A 20,170-nucleotide genomic window follows, 5' to 3' on the forward strand; every position below is an offset into this window, starting at 1 on the left:
ACTGGCTTAAATATTTCTGGATGGGTGGATGTCATGGAGAGAAGAATCATTCACATCGATATGGACGCCTTCTATGCACAGGTGGAGCAAAGGGATAACCCGGCATACCGGGGAAAGCCGATTATTGTCGGTGGTAAATCGGTGAGCCGTGGTGTGGTCGCGACTGCGAGCTATGAGGCGAGGAAGTTCGGTGTGCATTCCGCGATGCCGACTAAACAGGCATATAAACTGTGTCCGGACGGCATCTATGTGCGTCCGAGATTCGACCATTACAAAGCTGTATCTAAAATGATCATGGATATATTCCTCGAATATACCGAAGTTGTAGAGCCACTTTCATTGGATGAGGCTTATCTGGATATTACACACCTCGTAGGCCGGCAACGGCCGGCGCGCGCAATAGCACTTGAAATCCAACGGAAGATATTCGAAAAGACCAGACTGACGTCATCAAGCGGCATATCCTACAACAAGTATCTTGCAAAGATTGCATCAGGTATGAACAAACCGGCCGGGACGACCGTCATCCATTACGATAATGTACAGGAAGTATTGTTCAATATGGATATCGGGGAATTTCCGGGAGTGGGCCGCGTGACTGAAGCAAAAATGCATGAGCTTGGAATACGAAACGGCAAAGAACTCCATGAATGGAGTGAGGCCGATCTCGTCAATCAGTTCGGGAAAAAAGGCATCAGCCTATATCAGAAGGCGCGGGGCATCGGTACGTCGGAACTGAAGGTCGAGCGGATACGGAAGTCCATCGGTAAGGAGACGACCTTCAACTACGATATAAATGATGATGATGAGATCCTCAAGGTGATCGGTTCGTTATGCACTCAAGTGAGTAGCCGGCTCGAGCTTCAGCAGTATGCCGGAGGGGTGGTCACCGTCAAGATGAAGACGACGGACTATGCAACCCATACGAGACAGATGATGACGACGAATCCAGTCTTCACTGAAGAAGAACTTTACCATTACGCCTACAATCTCTACCACGAATTGAAATCCCCCGATGAAGCCATAAGGCTGATCGGGGTGACAGTTTCACACTTATCTGACCGCACATACCGCAACCTGACGATATACGATCTCCTCTAATTTGATTTATGTCTGTTGCCAGTCTGGACTTTCTGCGGATTGGAACCCGCTTTTTTATGTTGGACGATCATCTGATAGATGATGATGATCTCATATAGTAAGTGGATTTTAAAAGAATCCTCTTCATCATCCAGTTTGCGGATATCCTTCCTGAGGAAGCGGATTGCAGGATTGGTCATCGATAGGGAGGCGAGATCCAAATGGAGATAGGCGGTGATTTCCTGTATGGCCCTTTTTTCTTCCGGTGTGAAATCCATGGATAATTTGTCGGGCAGGTAGATCAAGTTGCCGAGGTGGGTAAAGTACAGCTTCTTGAACTGGAGTTCACGTTCCAGGCTGTTCAACAGCCGCATCTCTTCACGATTGGATTTATGGTAGCGGTATTCATCTTGCTGATACCTCAGAAGCTTTTCTGAGTTTAGGATGGAGCCTTGGATCTTAGCGTAGGCACGTTCGCTCTTATCGGATTCATATTGGCCTTCGATGAGTTCTCCAAGCCTTCGGATAAGGAGTTTATGGATTTCTTTTGTTGAGGAGGCGGAAAGCGCCTCAATCTGGTCACCATACTTTGGAGGGAGGACCAGAAAGTTGATGAGTGTACTTGTTGCCAGGCCTATAGTGGTTGTAGCGAGCCTTGAAGTGAAGTTATAGACGTAGGCGTCGCCAACTGAAGGCACCATCGCCACAGCAGTGATTGCAGCTACCAGCACCCCGGCCTGTAGATTGAGGTGGTATGTGATGAATATGGTGAGTGTGGCCGCTATTGAATAGGTAAAGGCATTTTCTCCAAGGATATAGAGTGAAGCTACGGCGATGAACGCACCGATGATGGATGCCGGAAATCTGACATATGCCTTTTTTAACGAAGCGTACGCTGTCGGTTCTATCGTCACTATGGCAGTGATTACAGCGAATATGGGGGGCAGGCCCACCCAGAGGCAGATGAGCGCAGTCAAGAATGTCGATAGGCCAGTCTTGATGATGCGGGGACCGATTATTTTTCTTATATCAAATCTCATATTCATGCTTCCTTCTAAAATTTTAAGTCTTTCAATTCTAGTATAGCATGAAGAGTTTGTTATAATAATTGGTGGATACAATATTTTTAAAGTAAGTAGGGTTGATAAATGATCATTAAAACAGAAGAAGAAATGCAGAATCTTGAGGAGATAGGCCGTATTTGCGGCACTGTGCTGAAGCAGCTCGTGGACTATACAGCGCCGGGCATGACAACGAAGGAGATTGACGATAAGGGCGGCGAACTCCTTAAGGAAATGGGGGCAGAAAGCGCGCCGATCAGCGAATACGATTTCCCCGGATATACATGCATCAGCATCAATGAAGAAGTGGCGCACGGCATACCCGGTAAGCGCATCATAAATGAAGGGGACATCGTCAACATCGACGTTTCGGCAAAGAAGAATGGTTATTTTGCAGATACTGGCATCTCTTTTGTAGCAGGCGAATCGGACGATCCACTTAAACAGAAGGTAGTGGATGTCTGTGAGATGGCTTTTGAAGAGGCTTTGAAGAAAATCAAGCCCGGCACGAAAGTCAGTCAGATCGGCAGGGCGGTACACAAAGTGGCAAGACAGAATGGCATGTCAGTCATCAAAAACCTGACTGGACACGGAGTAGGCAGAAGCCTGCACGATGCACCAAAACACATCATGAACTACTATGAACCGGGCAACAGTGAACTGTTGACGGAAGGTATGGTCATTGCAGTCGAGCCATTCATATCTTCAAAGGCATCATTCGTCTCGGAAGGGAAGGATGATTGGGCATTTGAAACGAAAGATGGAAGTTATGTGGCCCAAAAGGAACACACTATCGTCGTCACTAAAGAAGGGCCGAAACTTCTGACGTTGATCGAAGAATAGGCTACACCAAAATACTGTGTTTATGTAATGAAAAGGACCGTATTGGAGATTTGATTTGACCCCCTCCAGGTTTACAGATGAAATAAAACATCTGTAAAACCTGGGGGGGGTTCTTTTATGACTGACAAATATTATTCATTTGAAGAAAAGCTGAGAATGATTCAGGAATTGAGGGTAGGCATCAGTCCAAGCCATATATCCACAAAGCATCAGGTGTCTGTGGAGACACTTAGAAAGTGGCGGATAAAGTATGAGAAGCATGGTGCTGAGGGATTAAAGAAACGGGACAGGCATAGAACATATACCCGCGGCTTTAAAGAAATGGTCGCAAAAGAATATATGAATGGAATGCTCTCCACTCACGAACTCGCACACAAATATGACATACCGTCGAAAACAACTGTTCGGAATTGGATTATACGTTACAATAATGGTGAAGAAATAAGAACGACGAGAGCGGGGGCTTCACCATTGACCAAGGGACGGAAAATAACGTACGCAGAACGGGTTGAGATTGCGCAGTATCATGCACAGGGGGATATCAGTTATCGTGAACTTGCCGAAAGATTCGAGGTGAGCTACCAGCAGGCCCGGAACATTGTTGTGAAGTATCAGGAATATGGTGAAGCCGGTCTTGAGGACAGACGCGGAAAAGGAAAATCAGAAGACCAGCTCACTGAGACGGACCGCTTGAACAGAGAGATTTCCATGCTCAAAGCAGATAAACGAAAGCTTGAGGTGGAGAACGCCCTGCTAAAAAAGTTGGCGGCACTCGAGAGGGATTAAAATACAGCCGGGTTCCCAGTCACACGCTCCACACTGCCATCACTACGTTGCATAATGAAGGCTATGCCATCTCTGAATTATGCCATACGGCAGGCATCTCAAGACAAGCGTATTATCAATATCAGAAACGCCCCGTGCCACACGCTGAAGCAGAGAATGACACAGTGGCCAGTGCGATTGCCGAAATCTATGTCGAAACGGACGGCATCTATGGCGATCGTCAGATGTGCCATGCGGCCAACAAAGCCTTGAGGACGGGGTATAACAGGAAACGCATCTATCGGCTGATGACACGGATGGGCTTGAAATCGGTGACCCGGATCAAAAAGAAACAATACGTCCCCCACACACCGCAACAGGTCGCTGAGAACGTATTGAACAGAGAGTTCCACGCAGCCCATGTGAATGAGAAATGGCTCACCGATGTGACTGAATTCAAAGCGCTGAACGGAGAGAAAGCCTACTTGAGCGCGATCATCGATCTGTACGACAACAGTATTGTGGCCTACAAATTCGGCCGTGCAAACAATAATCAGCTTGTTTTTGATACATTCACTTCTGCGATTCACAAGCACCCGCAGGCAACGCCGCTTGTGCACAGTGACCGTGGCTTCCAGTACACCTCCTACGGCTTTAAAAAGATTCTGGATGCCCAGCAGATTCAACAAAGCATGTCCCGCGTCGGAAGATGCATCGATAATGGCCCGATTGAAGCATTCTGGGGAAAAATCAAATCGGAACGGTTCCACATCAGACGCAAGCAGAAGTACTATGCGGATTATCAAACAATTATAGAAGACATTACACGCTATATTGAGTTTTACAACCACCACAGACCGCAACACAAATTCAAGGGATTGAGTCCGCTGGAATTCAGGGCATTGGCGGCATAGAAAAGCGCCTGAGAATCTCCATTCTCAGGCGGGAAACATTTATATTATTTCATCTGTCAACTTGGTAGGGTTCAGATCAATTATCCAATACGGTCCTTTTCTCATTGATAGCCATCGTGCACAAGGTCTACCTTGCCATTATCCGGGCTGATTACTGTGCCGTGGACCGGCACGTCAGCAGGCATAAGGGGGTGGCTCTTGATCTTCTCAATGCTTTCAGTGATGCTTTCTTCTACGCTGTCGAAACCTTTGAGCCAGTTTTTGATATCTATACCCGAGTGCTCGAGTATATCGAATGTATTGTCTGGAATGCCCCGTGCCTTCATATTTGCAATCATAGGTTCCGGTTTCAATGAACCGAACCCGCAATCATGATGACCCATGACCATCACTTCCTCAGCGCCAAGCATATAGACCGCCACAAGTATGCTCCGCATGGTACTGCCATAGGAATGGGAAATGACGGCACCGGCATTCTGGATATGCTTGATGTCACCATTCTTCAACCCCAATGCTTTCGTCGACAGCTCCGTCAGGCGCGTATCCATACATGATATGAGTACAAGCTTCTTCTGCGGGGTTTTATCTGTGAGATACTCTTTATATTCTTTATTGTCTATAAATTCTTTGTTGAAGTCGAGTAGATCATACAGTAGACTCATTGTTCGCATTCTCCTTTTGCCGTTTCTTTTTCATTGAACGTTTATGCAGTATGGCATTGATCTGGGCCCCAAGGATGATGATGACGCCCGTGATGTATAACCATAATATCAGCACGATTACACCAGCGATACTGCCGTACGTGGCAGAATAGTTATTGAAGTTGGAGATGTAGAAACTGAATCCCCATGACGCCACCAGGAATGCGATGGTTGTAAAGATTGCACCTGGAATGACCGCTTTAATCTGCAGCTTGATATTCGGCGCTGTCGTGTAGATGACGACGAACACGATGAATACCAAGAGAACAGGCAGCAAGCTTCTGACAAGGTTCCATATGGTCTGGAACTGCTCATCCAGCCCTATGATGCCGAACATCAGATTACCGATCTGTTCGCCGAATACAATCAATACGAATGTAAGAAGGACGGAAATCGCAAGAATGATTGTAAAGACGATCGACAATGATTTGGCGATGAGGAAGTTTCTGTTATCTTCCACATCATACGCGACGTTGAAGGCATTCATCAGGGCAGTCATGCCGTTAGAGGCTGACCATAACGTCACAATCAGACCGACTGAGAGCAAACCACCATTGGAGTTTTCCATGACATCGGAAATGATGCCCTCCAACATGCTTGAGATGTCTGCCGGTGCGTAATCCCGGATGAACTGCGTAATCATTTCCTGATCTATCTGGAATAATGGAACCAGGGTCAACAGGAAGATCAGTAAAGGGAAGATCGCCAACAGGAAATAGTAGGCGAGCTGCGCCCCCATACCGGATGTATTGTCTTTTGAAAATTGAAACATCAGGTTTTGGAGGAAATTTCCGTCTTCCTTGTACTTGGCTGGTTTATTGATTTTAGAGACGTATAAGCGTTCATCCGGCTTCTTGCTTAATTTTGATTTGAATTCGACTTCTTCGACAAAAGTCTCACCTTCGGAATGCTTGTTTTTATCTACTATCTGTTCTTTCTCTTCTTGTTTCGCTTGATTCAGATAATCAGAATTGGATTGTTTAGACACATGCTCAACTCCTTATCTTTTAAAATAAAAAGGCCGACTGGCGTCAGCCCAACGTTTTTAATTCAACTTCTTTTGATCACGTTTTTTCATGAATGTATCTTTGGCATCCTTCAAGGACTCCTCGAGTTCAGGGTTATTGCGACGAATCTCTTCGACAGTCTCCTTCCAGAACATTACTTCGTCCTTGAGTGAATCGATTTTAGAAGGTTGACCGGAGCCGGAGTTCATCTTCTGCTTTGCCTCTTCTGGGTTTTGGGCATAATATTTGAGATCTTTTGTGCTACTCATTACCGAGTTCCTTGTGTTCTTGTCGATAAGGCTGAGTCCTGCACCTACGGCAGCACCAATCAGTATTGCTGGCAACATCTTATTCTTCATGTAAATTCTCCTTTTGGTTGATTTATAGTTGCTTATATCCATTTTAAACAACCTTCAAACTTTATTCATCCCTTAGTTGAATAAAAATTTTATTATTAATTCAACTTTGTTATTATTGTAATGAATTGATTCTATGAGATGGGGGAATGACCAATGGATAAGGAAAAAATGTTGAAGGATATAGAAAGTTCACTGAATGTGGTAAACAAAGGGGTGTTCAATGCAGAGGATTTCAGTGATGATAATGTCGAACAGCTCAATGAGATTCACGAAATGGTGACATCAAGAAATCAGATTACAGCCATCGAACAGACCGCCATAATCGAAGAATTATCAAAACTCAGGAAGTAAAGGAGAGACTTCAATGACTGAAAAAATTTCAAAGCTTGAAAAGTATGCCGATCTGCTTGTCGATGTAGGCCTGAATGTCCAAGAAGGGGGGCGAGTGTTCATAAGGTCTGCACAAGATGCTTTGCCGTTGATTCGCCTGGTTACCGAGAAAGCATATGAAAAAGGGGCGAAAGAAGTCAAAGTAAGCCTGACGGACGACGCGCTGACCAAACTCCATGCCAAACACCAGGAGAAAGAAGAGCTTGCAACCATCCACCAATGGATGATTGATGAGCGTATGCACTACTCTGATGAAAAAGCAGGCTTCCTGAGCATCACATCTTCTTCGCCGGAACTTTTGAAAGATATAGATCCAGAGAAGTTGAAAGCGATGCAGATTGCTTCAGGTAAAGCATTTAAGGACTTTTCAAACCGCATCCAATCCGATTACCACAGCTGGTGCGTCGCTGGTTATCCATCTCGTGACTGGGCAAGGCTTGTATTCCCGGATGAAAGTGACGATGATGCGGTAGAGGCGTTGCTTGACCTGATCCTCTACACTGTACGCGCAGATCAGGACGACCCTGTCGCAGCATGGCAGCAGCATGACGCACTCCTGCACGAGAAAGTCGACTACCTCAACGATAAAAAATATAATGCACTCCGGTATGAAGCACCCGGCACCGACTTGACGATCGGCCTACCGAAAGGGCACTTGTGGGCTGGCGCCTCAAGTGAAAATGAAGACGGCGAAACCTTCATGGCCAATATGCCGACCGAGGAAGTATTCAGCGTACCTGAGAAAACGCGTGTGGATGGATATGTATCCAATACACTGCCGCTCAGTTATGGCGGAAATCTGATAGACGATTTCAAGCTGACTTTCAAAGATGGTAAAGTCGTTGATTTCGAAGCGGGTAAAGGATATGAAGTCCTGAAAAATCTGCTTGATACCGACGAAGGTTCGAGGTACCTCGGAGAAGTGGCACTGGTACCGGACGACTCGCCGATATCAAACACGGGACGTCTGTTCTATAATACCCTCTTCGATGAAAATGCGTCATGCCATATCGCCCTGGGAGGTGCTTATGCCTTCTGCATCGAAGGCGGCAAGAACATGTCCCGGGAGGAGCTTGAGGCTGCTGGACTGAACGATTCGATCAGCCACGTCGACTTCATGATAGGTTCCGACGCACTCAACATCTACGGTATCACTGAGGACGGCAAGGAAGAGAAAGTATTTGAAAAAGGGAACTGGGCCTTCTAAAATTGTAGATGCAAAGAAGAAAAAATATGGTAGAATATAAATAATAGGATAAGTATTAGAGGAGGATTCACATGAGCTTTGGAATGATGTTCCTAATAACTATGGCTTTTATGTTCGCCATACTCGGATTTGCTGCGACACTTTACCACTTCCTGTCAAAAGCACTTACCGCTAAAGATGGACTTGTGATTGATACGCCGGAAGAAGCTTTGGAAAGAGATCTTTAGGTTCAGCATTATAAGAATGGGAAGGGATGATTGTATCCCTTCTTTTTTAATGTAGGGGATATGCTATTGTAGTAGTATTTGGGATGGAGGGAATAATAATGGAAAAAAAGATGTCGGAATCCTATACAGTAATGACTTCGAATGTGATGCCGCCCGACACGAACAATCATCAGACGCTCTACGGAGGAAGACTTATGGAATACATAGATGATGTGGCAGCGATTGCAGCAAGACGGCATTCGAGATCGAAAGTGGTGACTGCTTCCATAGACTCGGTCGATTTTCTGGAACCCATCAACTTGGGGGATGTCGTTATGCTGGAGGCAATGGTCACCCACACTGGGAAATCTTCCATGGAGATACTTGTCAAAGTATCAAAGGACACGTTGGAGAACGGTACAGAGAGGAAACTCGCCGCATTCAGCTTCCTCACTTTCGTCGCCTTGGATGATACAGGTTCATCCATCAGCGTACCAGGCCTCATCGCAGATAACGAGCGATTGAAGTGGCTGGACGAAACAGGGGAAGAGCGTGCTGAACATAGGCGCAAAAGGCGCGATCGCTCAAAGGCGTTACGGGAATTCTTTGCAACAGATCTTCTCGGTTAGGAGGGGTTAGATGCAGATAAAAAAAGTGGCCCGCGGCAAGAAGGGCATGTATGACATACAGATGGATGACGGCTCCTCCTTTAAGGCACATGAGGAGTCGGTAGTGAAGTACCGGCTCATACCCGAGAGAATACTTGGCGAGGAAGAGTATAACGAGGTATTGTCCGCCATCCAGTTTGATGCAGCTTATGTAAGGGCGCTCGGATACATCAGCTACAAGTTGAGGACAATCCATGAAATGAGAAAGTATCTGGCCGAAGACTATGCACCTGTAATGATTGATGAGACCATCAAACGGCTTGAAGAAGAAGGGTATCTGAACGATGCCCATTATGCAGAAGCCCTGAAGAATACAATGCTTGCCACCACAGATAAAGGGCCGCATGCCTTAGAACGGGAATTGAAGAAACATAAAGTCCACCCGGACATCATCCGCGAGAATGTCGAAAAGTTCAGTGCGCAGATCGATCCGGAGCGGATGAATAAGCTGAAGGATAAGCAGTTGAAGCGGCATAAGGGGTCTTATCAGCAATTTAAGATGAAACTCACCGAAAAACTTTATCAGAAGGGTTATACCGGCGGGCATCTGGCCATGATCGATTTCGATGATGACTACGATGAAGATGTGCATTTTAATCGGGACTTTGAAAAATACTTGAGGCGTTATCAAAAGAAAGAGACAGGATACGCCCTGAAGCAGAAGCTTATACAGGCAATGATGAGAAAAGGCTACACATATGATTCGATTCAGGAAAAGTTGGGAGGGCTGGATGATGAAACCTTTGAACACAATGACGAGACGTGAACTGGAGACCTATATCGCGGAAAAACGTGAAGCGATGAGGAAAGCGGAAATGATGGGGATTGAAAATGAATACCGTGTCAACGAGCGGCAAGTCCTGATAGCAGAGAGCTATTTCGTCGACCTATCCTTGATAGAAAATGGGAAGATATACAAAATCATCAGTAATGAGGACCATTACTTTAAAGTGGAGTACATCAAGGGGATCTTCGCATGGGGGTTCTTTATCGGAGGCGATGAAAAAGAGACGGGTATTCCGGTAAGCATGCTGCAATTGCCGAAGAAAGGATGATCTGATGGAAAACATCATTCTGCTCAGGGCCCTTGAGCTTACATATGCCAAGGAAGCATCTAAGTTCATAGACCGCATGCTTGGCAGATCTGAAGGCCTCATCTTGAAGGATGTCACCTTTCATCTGTATAAAGGAGAAGTTTTGGGTATACTGTCCGACTACAGGACACTCCATTATCTGAAGGAAGTGGTCAATGGTACACTTGATCTGAAAAAGGGCAAGGTCAAAACCGCAAGCTCAATGCTGAGCCTCGATGTGCTGGATCATGTGGATAATCCGCATCCTTTGGATATCTTCACGCGGGAGCTGCTTGAGGAGTTCATGGATGTAGAAGGCGTCCGAAAGGCAGAGGAACGCCTTTTGGAACTACCACTCTTCAGGAAGCATCAATATACTGCAATGAACAATCTCACAAGGCGTGAACTGGCGCTTGTGCTTCTTGAAATCTCAAAACAGGCCAATACCGATATTGTAATCTACTGCAATATGTACCACCATCTAGATAAGCAAGATAAAGAAGTGTTCAAAGAGACGATCAATGCCCTTGAAGCGGCCGAAAAAGGTGTGCTGCTACTTGAGAGTGGCATTGAACCGATTCAGACGCTTGCAAACTATTTCCTATGGCTCAGCTATGGCCAGATCAGGTATGACGGCAGTGTGCGCGAAGGTGTCCTTGAATATGGTGCTTATGAGAAGAAGAAGAGCCAGATAAAGAATATGGGGGAAGAAGCCCAGTTTGATATAGAGTGGAAACGTAATATTGAGGATTATGGGCGTTATGAACACGGCTTCAAGAGGATGAGCCGGAACCAGAGCGGCCTGATAGACCAGTTCAACGTGCAGAAAATCATCATCTCCGTAGTCTTGCTCTTCGTCATGTTCATGTCCAGCATAATCATTTTCATGGATATTTCATTTACAGATAGTCGGGCTGCAACTGAAGAGCCCGTTGCATTGCCAGAGGATGAAGAATCAGAGCGGTTCGCCTACGGCATCAATACCGATCCGGATCTGGAACTTGAAGGGGAGTCCATCCCCTACATGTATCTACTGGAAATATCGAGCGATAGGGAAGGCGATTATAGAATCGTGGAGGATGGATTGGATGTCGAAGTGGACGCCTCATCCATCCTGTACTTCAACCCGGCAAGCCTCTACCCTGAAACCACCTTGGTAGAACTCCTTCCATACACAGCCGACACATTCGGGGGTAGTTATCTTTTTTATAAAAAGTTCCTGAATGGAGGCGTGTCGCTGCTTAATGATGAAGTGGATACGATTACCGAGCAGACAGATAGATATGCGCGACTTGGTGTTCCCATCACTTATCATATAAAGGATGACGTAGTATTCTCGGTGTCTTTCCCAGCCGAAAACATCGAAGAGATGTATAAGGAATTCGGTGTTACGGAAGAAGATGCGATATTCCGCTTGCCGGAAGGTTATATGATCTTGGATGCATCGAACGAAACATGGTTATACATCAACCGCTAGGAGGGCTGCCATGAACCACAAAACAAAATATCTCATCCGTCAGATATACAGACAGACCTCCATTTTTTCGACCCATACACTCACCCCACTGTTCGTATATGCCGGCGGACTCGGATTTCTACTGATCGCCATGGCAATCATGGATAAAAATGCAGTTGTGGAATATCTTTACACACTTGTCGGTATAATGAGTGCGGTATGGCTGTTCGGGATGGTGGTCCTTAACGAGAATGCGTTCTACTACAAGGACTCAGTCGTCAAGATGAGCTACATTCCGATGTATATGAGAATAGTGCCATCGGTCATATTCCAGACTTTCGTCTTTCTGATGTTTATAGTACTTTATAGCGCATTTACCGCACTTGTCATAGAGGACTGGCTCATCAACATATTCACACTCCTATATTATCTGATTTTGGGCGTGCTGTTGACCCTGCCTTTTACAATGCTCTACCTATCAGCTAAAATCAAAAAAAGACGCACTGTCGATGTATTCGTCTTCATCGTCCTTGTGATATCAGTCCCCGTACTCTACAGGCCTGAACAGCTTGAACCATGGATTTCAAGCCTGTTGAGTTTGAATCCGTTCTACTATGTCATCAACGGATTGCAGACGAACGCAGTGCAGATCCCCTGGAACATCAATAGGTTGCCGCATGACATCTTGTTCATTGGGCAATTGATATTCCTGTACCTGTGGATGTTCGAATACTACAGTAAAACTAAAATCAACATGTACCAATTCAAAATAAAGCGACCAGGTCAATGACCGGTCGCTTTATTGGTTGAAGCATCAGTTTTCTGCGAGTTTCTTCTGGAGCTTGCTTTCTGAAAATACCCATCCTGTGTAGCTATGTTCAACCTCGTTCGTATGACGGTTGACATGCATGATGCAGACGAACGGGTAATGCCCCTCCTTCAAGTATCTTAAATCAATATAGCGTATCTCGACGATGTCTTCCGAAATATCTGTCACTTCGTAAGTGTAGATCGATGAGAAGAAGGTGAAAGCTTTGAAATTCTTATCCTGTTTGATGCTGTTGAACCGTTCCTCTTCGATAGGCGGACTTTTGGTGAAGCGGTCGTAGAAGAGTATCTGACCGCGGAAACTCCGTCCGACATAATAGGAGGATTGTGCTACAGTAACTATACGCCATTCAAAGAAGCGGATGGTCGGCATACAGAATACGCGTTTGATATATTCATTGGGTAACAGATGCTCCACCTGCTTTTTCAAGTATGATTGTATGAAGAAGCGGGTGACATAATAGATGAACATAACTAGGTAAAGAACAATGAACAGCGTCACAGGTGATATACCAAAATACCATAATATGAAAAAGAGCACATGCATGATGATGATCGGGATATCTATTGTATTGATGACGCTCAGTTGAATCCAAGTATGGGTGATGGGTCGTAGAGCCTGTGTGCCGTAGGAGTTGAATATATCAACGAAAACATGAAGGAACACGGCGAACTGTATCCAGAGGTACATGTTCAGCGCAGGCAGATCGAACAGCAATACGCTTAAGGCCGTCAGGAGGACAGGCCATATGAAAAAAGTGAAGGGGAGGGAGTGGGTAATGCCACGATGGTGGGTGATGTATACCGCATTGTTCTTCATCTTCATCACAGTATCTATATCGGGTATCAGGGAAGCACCTACTATTACAGAGGCGAACCCGACCGAGAGAGGTTCTATTGTCGGATCGATTGCGGCGAGCCCGACGATGGTACCACCCATCAATGTATGCGTCAAAGTATCCATGTGAAATCTCCCCATTCGAATAATGTAATTAAGTTGGAGGAAAGTATCTATGCTAAAAACTTCAGAATTCAGCCATAACCTGCTTGCCTGGTATCATTTGAATCAAAGGTCGCTTCCGTGGAGGAAGACACGAGACCCATATAAAATATGGCTAAGTGAGGTCATGCTGCAACAGACGCAAGTCATTACTGCTATACCCTACTTTGAGAAATTTATAACAAAATATCCTGATATAGACAGCTTGGCTGCAGCTGATGAAGAGGCGCTCCTAAAGGACTGGGAGGGTCTCGGCTACTACAATCGAATCAGAAACTTCCAGGCGGCAGTCAAGGAAGTGAAAGAACATTACGGATCGGTCGTACCAGATGATCCCGAAGTGTTTTTCAAGCTGAAGGGCGTAGGGCCTTATATAGGAGGCGCAGTCCAAAGCATTGCGTTCAATCATCTCATAGCAGCAGTGGATGGCAATGTCCTCCGCGTAATGTCACGGCTGGATGCAGATGATCGTGAAATGACCAAACCTTCTGTTCAAAAGACAGTCAAGGAGAGGGTTGAGACATTGATTCCTCTTGAAGCTGGTGACTTCAACCAGGCCTTGATGGAACTCGGTGCCACCATATGTACACCGAGAGCACCGAAATGCATCATATGTCCTGTCAGGCAGCATTGCGAAGCCTATCAGGAGAATAGGGTTTCAGAACTGCCGGTCAAGAAAAAGGCAAAGAAGAAGAGTGAATACTATTATAACGTATATTTCATCCTGAATGGTAAAAATGAGATCCTGCTACAGAAGCAAGAAGGCACATTGCTGCAGGGCATGTATGAATTGCCGCGTTTTGATGTGGATACGTCACTTGAAACAATCGAGGAGAGTTTGGGCATAGAGGTCCATCACAAGGGAGAGCATATAGGAAGCGTCTCGCATGTCTTCACCCATAAAAAATGGTTCATGGAAGGATATATCCTGTATACACGCGATATCCACCCGGAATTCATAAAACTTGAAGATGTCGGTAACCTGCCGATGAGTAGGGCGATGCAGAAGCTATACCACTTGTTTGAGGCCATGGGCGGATGACTATATACCTGACTCTACGTATGCTATAATACAATAGTATAATTTTAAAGGTGGTGTGGAATATGACTCTGGAATCCATACCGGAGGAAGGCAGCAAGGTAAAGATTCAGAGCTATAAGCATGACGGTAACATCCACCGGGTGTGGTCTGAGACGACCATCCTAAAGGGAAGCGATCATGTGGTGATCGGCGGCAATAACCGGACGCTCGTCACAGAGAGTGACGGCCGCACCTGGGTGACCCGGGAACCTGCAATCGTCTACTTTCATGCAGAATACTGGTTCAATGTAATCTGCATGTTCAGGGAAGATGGGGTCTACTATTACTGCAATATTTCATCCCCCTACCTTTATGATGGAGAGGCACTGAAATATATCGATTATGATCTGGATATTAAAGTGTACCCGGACGGCAAGTACCATCTGCTTGATGAGGACGAATACCGTCTGCACAAGAACAGGATGAATTATCCGGAAGATATCGATAGGATATTAAGGCACAACGTCGATGTGCTTCAACACTGGATCGAAAAGAAGAAAGGTCCGTTTGCACCAGATTTCATAAAAGTATGGCAGGGCAGGTTCAATAATGATTTTAAATCATACTAAAAATCAATCAACTTAAAGAGTTGGTTGTTTTTTATGTAGGAAAAGGAAGTTTTTCTGTGATAAGACGCTACATGCAATTTGTCAAACCGTATAAATGGCTGATCATATTGACGATACTCATCGGCGTCCTCAAATTCGGGATTCCGCTTCTGTTGCCGTTGCTCATCAAATATACCATCGATGATATCATCATGCCGGAGGGCTTAGGCACAGATGAGAGAATCGATATGCTGATTCAAGTCCTTCTGCTCTTTTCATTCATCTTCATCATCGTCAGGCCGCCTGTCGAATATTTCAGGCAATACCTTGCCCAGTGGACAAGCAATAAGGTCCTCTACGACATCAGAAAGAAAATGTATGGCCACCTCCAGATGTTGAGTGCCAAATTCTATTCCAACAGCAAGGTTGGCGAAATCATCTCCCGGGTCATCAATGATGTGGAGCAGACTAAAAGCTTCATCATGACAGGGTTGATGAACATCTGGCTCGACCTGGTGACGATCTTGATCGCTCTTGGAATCATGTTTTCGATGAACGGTGAATTGACGTTGGTGTCGATAATCATCTTCCCCCTCTATATATTCGGGGTGTGGTATTTCTTCGGTAAACTGAGGAACCTTACACGCGAGCGTTCCCAGGCGCTAGCTGAAGTGCAGGGTTTTCTTCACGAGCGCATACAGGGAATCAATGTAATAAAGAGTTTTGCGGTTGAAAAGAATGAAGCTGGAAATTTCAATAAGCACAACAACAACTTTCTGAGCAAGGCCACAACCCATGCAAAATGGACGGCGAGAAGTTTTTCCGTTGTCAATACGGTCACGGATATCGGACCGCTTCTTGTAGTGGGGTATGGCGCCTATCAGGTGATCCAGGGTAACCTTACCGTCGGGACGCTTGCTGCATTCATTGCATATCTGGACCGTCTGTACGGTCCGCTCAGAAGGCTCGTTTCGTCATCTACTACATTGACGCAGAGTATCGCGTCGATGGATCGTGTCTTCCAGCTCTTTGATGAAGAATATGATGTCAAAGACCGGCCAGGTGCCAAACAGCTTGAACATACTGATGGCAACATTGAATTCAGGGATGTCGGATTCGACTACAACGGAGAAGATACGGATACGTTGAAGCATATCAATTTCCGTGTTGGAAGCGGTGAAACTGTTGCATTCGTCGGTATGAGCGGGGGAGGCAAATCCACCCTGGTCACACTGATTCCGAGGTTCTATGATGTGACTGCCGGTAAGGTGACGATCGACAACACCGACATCAGGGACTACACGATTGAATCCCTACGTAACAATGTGGGGCTCGTCATGCAGGACAACATCCTGTTCTCCGACAGCATACGGGAAAATATAATGCTTGCCAAACCTGATGCAACTGAGGAAGAGATGCTGGAAGCAACAGCAAGGGCGAACGCCCATGAGTTCATCATGGAGCTGCCGGAAGGCTATGATACCGAAGTCGGGGAACGGGGCGTCAAATTATCCGGGGGGCAGAAGCAACGCATTGCCATTGCTCGGGTATTCCTTAAAAATCCGCCTATTTTGATCCTTGATGAAGCCACCAGTGCCCTGGATCTCGAAAGCGAGAGTATCATCCAGGATACATTGCTGGAACTGTCACAAAATCGGACGACGATCATCGTTGCACACAGGCTTTCAACGATTACGCACGCTGACCGTATATTCGTGATGGCGGATGGCCAGATAAGGGAATCAGGATCCCATGCAGAACTGATGAAAAAGCAGGGGGATTATTATAATCTCTACAGCATCCAAAACCTATAAAAGGGGTGAAGTCTAATGGCTGTAATTGATATCAGCTTTCTTGGAGAAGATACATTAAATGCAGCAAAGCAGCTCCTTGGTGTAGAAGTGATCACTCATATAGATGGGGTGGAGACAAGCGGTTTCATCACTGAAACCGAAGCCTACCTCGGGCTCAACGATCGCGCGGCGCATACATTCGGGGGCAAGATGACTAAAAAGAATGAAATGATGTTCAATGATTTCGGTCATATCTATGTCTATACCATGCATGGGCACCACTGCATGAATATCCTGACGAAGGAGCGCGAACACCCAGAAGGTGTCCTGATCCGGGGGATAGAACCGAATCACGGCATCGAGACGATGATTGACAGGCGGGGGCGCGAGAAAGGATTGACTGATGGTCCGGGTAAATTGACCAAATCCCTCGGCATCAGACGAGAGCTTCACAATGGCATTGAACTGAACAACGGCATATTGACTTTGAGGGAAGGTAGGACGCCGAGAGAGATAGAGGCGACCAAACGCATCGGTATCGACAATAAGGCTGAAGCGACAGATTATCTTTACCGCTTCATAGTTAAAGGAAATCCTCATGTCAGCAGATTCCGCGGTAAACCTCTGGACAACAACGGATGGAAATGAAAAAGCTCAGGTGCTTAAGCACCTGAGCTTTTTATATATCCAAAGTTTCATCTTGGATGTTTATTTTATTTTTATCAGAATGGAATTTGAAGAAGCTGGATGTGAGTCGGTCAAGGCGGTCAAGAGAGTTGGAATACTCATGCAATGATGAGATGAATTCTAGAATATTTTCATACTGGACTTTCTCATCCTCTGTTTCTGCTTCCTGATACAGCTTGACGAAATCATCCATCATGGTGTTTTCGGAACGGTCTTCTATGTCATATATTTCAAATTCGGCTTCCGGACGGATCTTTTCAGTGAATTTCATGAATATCTGCTCATGATAGGCCATCAGTTGGTCCATTTCATGCCTGATCCGAAATCTGAAATCCTCATCCAGATGATTATAGTCATTTTCATAACGGTTGAGCTTACGCAGTAGTTCAAAAGCTCTGCGGGTAGATGAAATGAGATGCCTGAACAGGATCTTGCGTCTGGCGGATGCGAAACGATTACGCTTGAGATAACTTTTTTCCTCGCGGTACCACAAATACATCGTTTCGAGTGTAACGACTCTCGTACGTAGGGATTCAATATCCTTTTTGACGATTTGATATTCACTTACCGCATTGAGTTCGAGACGGAGCCATTTAAAGATGTCGCTCGTTATATTGAAACAGTTATGGTACATTTTCGTCTCGTATTTTGGCGGTATGAACAGCAGGTTGACCAGAAGTGATGATAGGACACCAATCATCACCAGCGAAAATCGAGTGCCCGCTGCTTCAAGGAAATCGAGGGAAGTGGATGACTCCATGACAGTCGGCGCATCCATGATGGCAATCATCGTGACCACGGCAAGCGCCGATACACTCTGTAAGTTGAAGAACAGCAACACTGCGAGGACGAGAATCACAGTAAGTCCGATTACGATGATGTTGTTGCCGAACAGGAGCACCATGATGATTGCGGCTATTGCGCCGAGCAGGTTGCCCTGGAATTGGTCCCATGTCCGCATCACAGATCTGTGGACGTTCGGTTGCAGGGCGAAAACGGCGGCGATTGCAGCAATCAATGAAGGTTGTAAATTGAAGAAATTCGTAACCATCAAGGTTAGAACAACGGTAATGCCTGTCTTGAAGACTCTAGCGCCAAACCGCATGGCAGCATCTCCTAAAAATCATTTTTGAAAACATCCTCTACAATCGCAAGGGTCTCTTCAATATCTGCTTCAGTATGCTCAGTAGTCAGGAACCACGCTTCATACTTGGAAGGTGCAATATTGATTCCGCGATCTATCAGGCCGTTGAAGAACTTGGCGAATGCTTCACCGTCACTGGCCTCAGCCATAGTGTAATCAGTCACCGACTCTTCTGTAAAGTAAATGGTCAGTGCACCCTTGAGGCGATTGATCGTCGCTTTAATGTCATACTTATCTATCAGGTCAACCAAGCCATCTTCAAGTTTTTTACCGAGGTTGTCGAGCGTCTCGTACACCCCAGGCTGCTCAAGGATTTCAAGGCAGGCTAAACCGGCTGCCATACTCAGTGGGTTTCCGGCCATGGTACCAGCCTGGTAGGCAGGGCCAAGAGGGGCCACACTTTCCATTATATCCTTGCGGCCACCGTAGGCTCCAATTGGAGTGCCACCGCCGATGATTTTGCCTAGAGCAGTAAGATCCGGCTCGACAGCAAGCAGATTTTGGGCCCCACCGAACATGAACCTGAAAGCAGTGATGACTTCGTCATATATGACGAGTGAACCATTATCATGGGAAATCTCATTTATCGCCTCAAGGAAACCATCCTCGGGTTCGACGATGCCGAAGTTGCCTACAATAGGTTCAACCAGCACGGCTGCGATTTCATCCTTGAAATGGGAGATGGCCGTCTTGAAGTCATCGAGATTGTTGAATGGTACGGTAATGACATCCTCTGCAACCCCTTTAGGCACTCCGGCAGAGTCTGGTGTGCCAAGCTGCGCCGGTCCGCTTCCGGCAGCGACGAGCACGAGGTCGGAGTGGCCGTGGTAGCATCCTTCGAATTTAAGTATTTTATTGCGTCCTGTATATGCCCGTGCAATACGGATCGTCGTCATGACAGCTTCTGTACCTGAGTTCACGAAACGGACACGCTCTAATGAAGGGATGGCTTCTTTAATCTTTTTACCGAAGTCCACTTCAAGGGTCGTCGGGGCACCATACAGTATTCCTTTGCTGCTCTGTTCGGCTATTGCTTCATGTATCCTCGGATGGGCATGTCCGGTAATGATTGGGCCATAGGCCCCGAGATAGTCAATATAGCGGTTGCCGTCAACGTCATAGAAGTAGGCGCCTTCGCCTCGATCCATAACGACCGGTGCTCTGTCGCCCACCGCTTTGTACGAACGGGAAGGGGAGTTGACGCCACCTAAAATTACATTTTCCGCTTCAGCACGGAGTGCTTCTGATTTCTTATGAGAGTACATATTACTTCATCCTTTAGCATCTTTTTTTACAATCAGTATTCTACCATATACCGGGGGCTTATTTAAGAAGTAACATCTATTGAGCGTAAAGGGA

The 20,170-nt window shown here is 46.0% G+C and carries 23 protein-coding genes; 16 read left to right on the forward strand and 7 right to left on the reverse strand.

The genetic code is table 11. The features are described from left to right. Positions 1-33 precede the first annotated feature (33 nt). Positions 34-1,101 (forward strand): DNA polymerase IV, encoded by a 1,068-nt coding sequence (gene dinB / locus ACZ5LF_RS03760; protein WP_380570485.1) that lies wholly within the window; start codon positions 34-36, stop codon positions 1,099-1,101. Here the strand turns inward: dinB and ACZ5LF_RS03765 are convergent. Continuing rightward, positions 1,098-2,120: an FUSC family protein gene (locus ACZ5LF_RS03765; protein WP_380570484.1), complete on the reverse strand. Its 1,023-nt coding sequence runs from the start codon at positions 2,118-2,120 to the stop codon at positions 1,098-1,100. The two genes, dinB and ACZ5LF_RS03765, sit on opposite strands and share 4 nt — an antisense overlap. 108 nt (positions 2,121-2,228) lie before the next feature. Between ACZ5LF_RS03765 and map the strand changes: the two genes are divergently transcribed. The 3 genes from map (at position 2,229) to ACZ5LF_RS03780 (ending at position 4,663) form a co-directional block, all read left to right on the forward strand. After that, positions 2,229-2,984, forward strand: a complete 756-nt coding sequence (gene map, locus ACZ5LF_RS03770; protein ID WP_380570483.1) for a type I methionyl aminopeptidase — start codon at positions 2,229-2,231, stop codon at positions 2,982-2,984. 117 nt (positions 2,985-3,101) lie between these two features. Further along, the gene (locus tag ACZ5LF_RS03775) at positions 3,102-3,770 is read left to right on the forward strand and encodes a helix-turn-helix domain-containing protein (protein ID WP_380710035.1); all 669 of its coding nucleotides are present in this window, start codon (positions 3,102-3,104) and stop codon (positions 3,768-3,770) included. A 47-nt stretch (positions 3,771-3,817) separates the two neighbouring features. Beyond that, entirely contained in the window at positions 3,818-4,663 is an 846-nt protein-coding gene (locus tag ACZ5LF_RS03780) for an IS3 family transposase (RefSeq protein WP_464759716.1), read from the forward strand. A gap of 101 nt (positions 4,664-4,764) precedes the next feature. On the opposite strand, the gene ACZ5LF_RS03785 is transcribed toward ACZ5LF_RS03780, so the two are convergent. From ACZ5LF_RS03785 to ACZ5LF_RS03795, 3 genes are read right to left on the reverse strand one after another with little or no spacing between them, the layout of a single operon-like run. Then, a complete protein-coding gene (locus tag ACZ5LF_RS03785) occupies positions 4,765-5,325 on the reverse strand; it encodes a beta-class carbonic anhydrase (protein WP_380572149.1) in 561 nt (186 codons plus the stop codon). Continuing rightward, the gene (locus ACZ5LF_RS03790; protein WP_380572151.1) at positions 5,309-6,352 is read right to left on the reverse strand and encodes a YihY/virulence factor BrkB family protein; all 1,044 of its coding nucleotides are present in this window, start codon (positions 6,350-6,352) and stop codon (positions 5,309-5,311) included. Before ACZ5LF_RS03790 ends, ACZ5LF_RS03785 begins: the two co-directional genes overlap by 17 nt. Positions 6,353-6,409: 57 nt before the next feature. Next, positions 6,410-6,730, reverse strand: coding sequence for a YtxH domain-containing protein (locus ACZ5LF_RS03795; RefSeq protein ID WP_380572153.1), 321 nt, complete (start codon positions 6,728-6,730; stop codon positions 6,410-6,412). A 153-nt stretch (positions 6,731-6,883) separates the two neighbouring features. Here ACZ5LF_RS03795 and ACZ5LF_RS03800 point away from each other — a divergent pair, with 153 nt between their 5' ends. From ACZ5LF_RS03800 to ACZ5LF_RS03835, 8 genes are all read left to right on the forward strand, one after another. Continuing rightward, positions 6,884-7,081, forward strand: coding sequence for a DUF1128 family protein (locus ACZ5LF_RS03800; RefSeq protein ID WP_344700667.1), 198 nt, complete (start codon positions 6,884-6,886; stop codon positions 7,079-7,081). A gap of 13 nt (positions 7,082-7,094) precedes the next feature. After that, positions 7,095-8,327 (forward strand): aminopeptidase, encoded by a 1,233-nt coding sequence (locus ACZ5LF_RS03805; RefSeq protein WP_380572156.1) that lies wholly within the window; start codon positions 7,095-7,097, stop codon positions 8,325-8,327. A 71-nt stretch (positions 8,328-8,398) separates the two neighbouring features. Then, positions 8,399-8,554: a hypothetical protein gene (locus tag ACZ5LF_RS03810; protein WP_380572158.1), complete on the forward strand. Its 156-nt coding sequence runs from the start codon at positions 8,399-8,401 to the stop codon at positions 8,552-8,554. A gap of 98 nt (positions 8,555-8,652) precedes the next feature. Next, complete coding sequence (locus ACZ5LF_RS03815) at positions 8,653-9,162, forward strand: acyl-CoA thioesterase (protein WP_380572160.1); 510 nt, start codon at positions 8,653-8,655, stop codon at positions 9,160-9,162. Between the two features lie 10 nt (positions 9,163-9,172). Continuing rightward, positions 9,173-9,967 carry a RecX family transcriptional regulator gene (locus ACZ5LF_RS03820; protein ID WP_380572162.1) on the forward strand — a complete coding sequence of 265 codons (795 nt, stop codon included), beginning with the start codon at positions 9,173-9,175 and terminating at the stop codon, positions 9,965-9,967. Next, complete coding sequence (locus ACZ5LF_RS03825; RefSeq protein ID WP_380572190.1) at positions 9,936-10,256, forward strand: YfhH family protein; 321 nt, start codon at positions 9,936-9,938, stop codon at positions 10,254-10,256. The genes ACZ5LF_RS03820 and ACZ5LF_RS03825 overlap by 32 nt, the downstream gene beginning before the upstream one ends. Positions 10,257-10,260: 4 nt before the next feature. Then, the gene (locus tag ACZ5LF_RS03830) at positions 10,261-11,751 is read left to right on the forward strand and encodes a mediator of RNA polymerase II transcription subunit 10 (RefSeq protein ID WP_380572164.1); all 1,491 of its coding nucleotides are present in this window, start codon (positions 10,261-10,263) and stop codon (positions 11,749-11,751) included. 10 nt (positions 11,752-11,761) lie between these two features. Then, positions 11,762-12,520, forward strand: coding sequence for a hypothetical protein (locus ACZ5LF_RS03835; RefSeq protein WP_380572166.1), 759 nt, complete (start codon positions 11,762-11,764; stop codon positions 12,518-12,520). A 24-nt stretch (positions 12,521-12,544) separates the two neighbouring features. Here ACZ5LF_RS03835 and ACZ5LF_RS03840 read toward each other — a convergent pair whose 3' ends face one another. Then, positions 12,545-13,522 carry a metal-dependent hydrolase gene (locus ACZ5LF_RS03840; protein ID WP_380572168.1) on the reverse strand — a complete coding sequence of 326 codons (978 nt, stop codon included), beginning with the start codon at positions 13,520-13,522 and terminating at the stop codon, positions 12,545-12,547. 49 nt (positions 13,523-13,571) lie between these two features. Here ACZ5LF_RS03840 and mutY point away from each other — a divergent pair, with 49 nt between their 5' ends. From mutY to ACZ5LF_RS03860, 4 genes are all read left to right on the forward strand, one after another. Beyond that, complete coding sequence (gene mutY, locus ACZ5LF_RS03845; RefSeq protein ID WP_380572170.1) at positions 13,572-14,600, forward strand: A/G-specific adenine glycosylase; 1,029 nt, start codon at positions 13,572-13,574, stop codon at positions 14,598-14,600. A 62-nt stretch (positions 14,601-14,662) separates the two neighbouring features. Next, a complete protein-coding gene (ntdP, locus tag ACZ5LF_RS03850) occupies positions 14,663-15,208 on the forward strand; it encodes a nucleoside tri-diphosphate phosphatase (RefSeq protein ID WP_380572172.1) in 546 nt (181 codons plus the stop codon). Between the two features lie 56 nt (positions 15,209-15,264). Further along, complete coding sequence (locus tag ACZ5LF_RS03855; RefSeq protein ID WP_380572174.1) at positions 15,265-17,001, forward strand: ABC transporter ATP-binding protein; 1,737 nt, start codon at positions 15,265-15,267, stop codon at positions 16,999-17,001. A 15-nt stretch (positions 17,002-17,016) separates the two neighbouring features. After that, positions 17,017-17,628 carry a DNA-3-methyladenine glycosylase gene (locus tag ACZ5LF_RS03860; RefSeq protein WP_380572176.1) on the forward strand — a complete coding sequence of 204 codons (612 nt, stop codon included), beginning with the start codon at positions 17,017-17,019 and terminating at the stop codon, positions 17,626-17,628. Positions 17,629-17,659: 31 nt separating this feature from the next. Here ACZ5LF_RS03860 and ACZ5LF_RS03865 read toward each other — a convergent pair whose 3' ends face one another. Together ACZ5LF_RS03865 and ACZ5LF_RS03870 are read right to left on the reverse strand one after the other, a co-directional pair. Continuing rightward, positions 17,660-18,772 (reverse strand): FUSC family protein, encoded by a 1,113-nt coding sequence (locus tag ACZ5LF_RS03865; protein ID WP_380572178.1) that lies wholly within the window; start codon positions 18,770-18,772, stop codon positions 17,660-17,662. 11 nt (positions 18,773-18,783) lie between these two features. Then, positions 18,784-20,076 carry a glutamate-1-semialdehyde 2,1-aminomutase gene (locus ACZ5LF_RS03870; RefSeq protein ID WP_380572180.1) on the reverse strand — a complete coding sequence of 431 codons (1,293 nt, stop codon included), beginning with the start codon at positions 20,074-20,076 and terminating at the stop codon, positions 18,784-18,786. Positions 20,077-20,170 lie beyond the last annotated feature (94 nt).

The organism is Salinicoccus siamensis, assembly GCF_055391965.1.

Excerpts from the sequence above, each read along its gene's own strand:
- ACZ5LF_RS03805 (WP_380572156.1), top strand. The coding sequence starts at position 7,095 with ATGACTGAAAAAATTTCAAAGCTTGAAAAGTATGCCGATCTGCTTGTC.
- mutY (WP_380572170.1), top strand. The coding sequence starts at position 13,572 with ATGCTAAAAACTTCAGAATTCAGCCATAACCTGCTTGCCTGGTATCAT.
- ACZ5LF_RS03830 (WP_380572164.1), top strand. The coding sequence starts at position 10,261 with ATGGAAAACATCATTCTGCTCAGGGCCCTTGAGCTTACATATGCCAAG.
- ACZ5LF_RS03815 (WP_380572160.1), top strand. The coding sequence starts at position 8,653 with ATGGAAAAAAAGATGTCGGAATCCTATACAGTAATGACTTCGAATGTG.
- ACZ5LF_RS03840 (WP_380572168.1), bottom strand. The coding sequence starts at position 13,522 with ATGGATACTTTGACGCATACATTGATGGGTGGTACCATCGTCGGGCTC.
- ACZ5LF_RS03835 (WP_380572166.1), top strand. The coding sequence starts at position 11,762 with ATGAACCACAAAACAAAATATCTCATCCGTCAGATATACAGACAGACC.
- ACZ5LF_RS03860 (WP_380572176.1), top strand. The coding sequence starts at position 17,017 with ATGGCTGTAATTGATATCAGCTTTCTTGGAGAAGATACATTAAATGCA.
- ACZ5LF_RS03775 (WP_380710035.1), top strand. The coding sequence starts at position 3,102 with ATGACTGACAAATATTATTCATTTGAAGAAAAGCTGAGAATGATTCAG.
- map (WP_380570483.1), top strand. The coding sequence starts at position 2,229 with ATGATCATTAAAACAGAAGAAGAAATGCAGAATCTTGAGGAGATAGGC.
- ACZ5LF_RS03870 (WP_380572180.1), bottom strand. The coding sequence starts at position 20,076 with ATGTACTCTCATAAGAAATCAGAAGCACTCCGTGCTGAAGCGGAAAAT.
- ACZ5LF_RS03820 (WP_380572162.1), top strand. The coding sequence starts at position 9,173 with ATGCAGATAAAAAAAGTGGCCCGCGGCAAGAAGGGCATGTATGACATA.
- ACZ5LF_RS03825 (WP_380572190.1), top strand. The coding sequence starts at position 9,936 with ATGAAACCTTTGAACACAATGACGAGACGTGAACTGGAGACCTATATC.
- ACZ5LF_RS03765 (WP_380570484.1), bottom strand. The coding sequence starts at position 2,120 with ATGAGATTTGATATAAGAAAAATAATCGGTCCCCGCATCATCAAGACT.
- ACZ5LF_RS03865 (WP_380572178.1), bottom strand. The coding sequence starts at position 18,772 with ATGCGGTTTGGCGCTAGAGTCTTCAAGACAGGCATTACCGTTGTTCTA.
- ACZ5LF_RS03795 (WP_380572153.1), bottom strand. The coding sequence starts at position 6,730 with ATGAAGAATAAGATGTTGCCAGCAATACTGATTGGTGCTGCCGTAGGT.
- ntdP (WP_380572172.1), top strand. The coding sequence starts at position 14,663 with ATGACTCTGGAATCCATACCGGAGGAAGGCAGCAAGGTAAAGATTCAG.
- ACZ5LF_RS03785 (WP_380572149.1), bottom strand. The coding sequence starts at position 5,325 with ATGAGTCTACTGTATGATCTACTCGACTTCAACAAAGAATTTATAGAC.
- ACZ5LF_RS03800 (WP_344700667.1), top strand. The coding sequence starts at position 6,884 with ATGGATAAGGAAAAAATGTTGAAGGATATAGAAAGTTCACTGAATGTG.
- ACZ5LF_RS03810 (WP_380572158.1), top strand. The coding sequence starts at position 8,399 with ATGAGCTTTGGAATGATGTTCCTAATAACTATGGCTTTTATGTTCGCC.
- dinB (WP_380570485.1), top strand. The coding sequence starts at position 34 with ATGGAGAGAAGAATCATTCACATCGATATGGACGCCTTCTATGCACAG.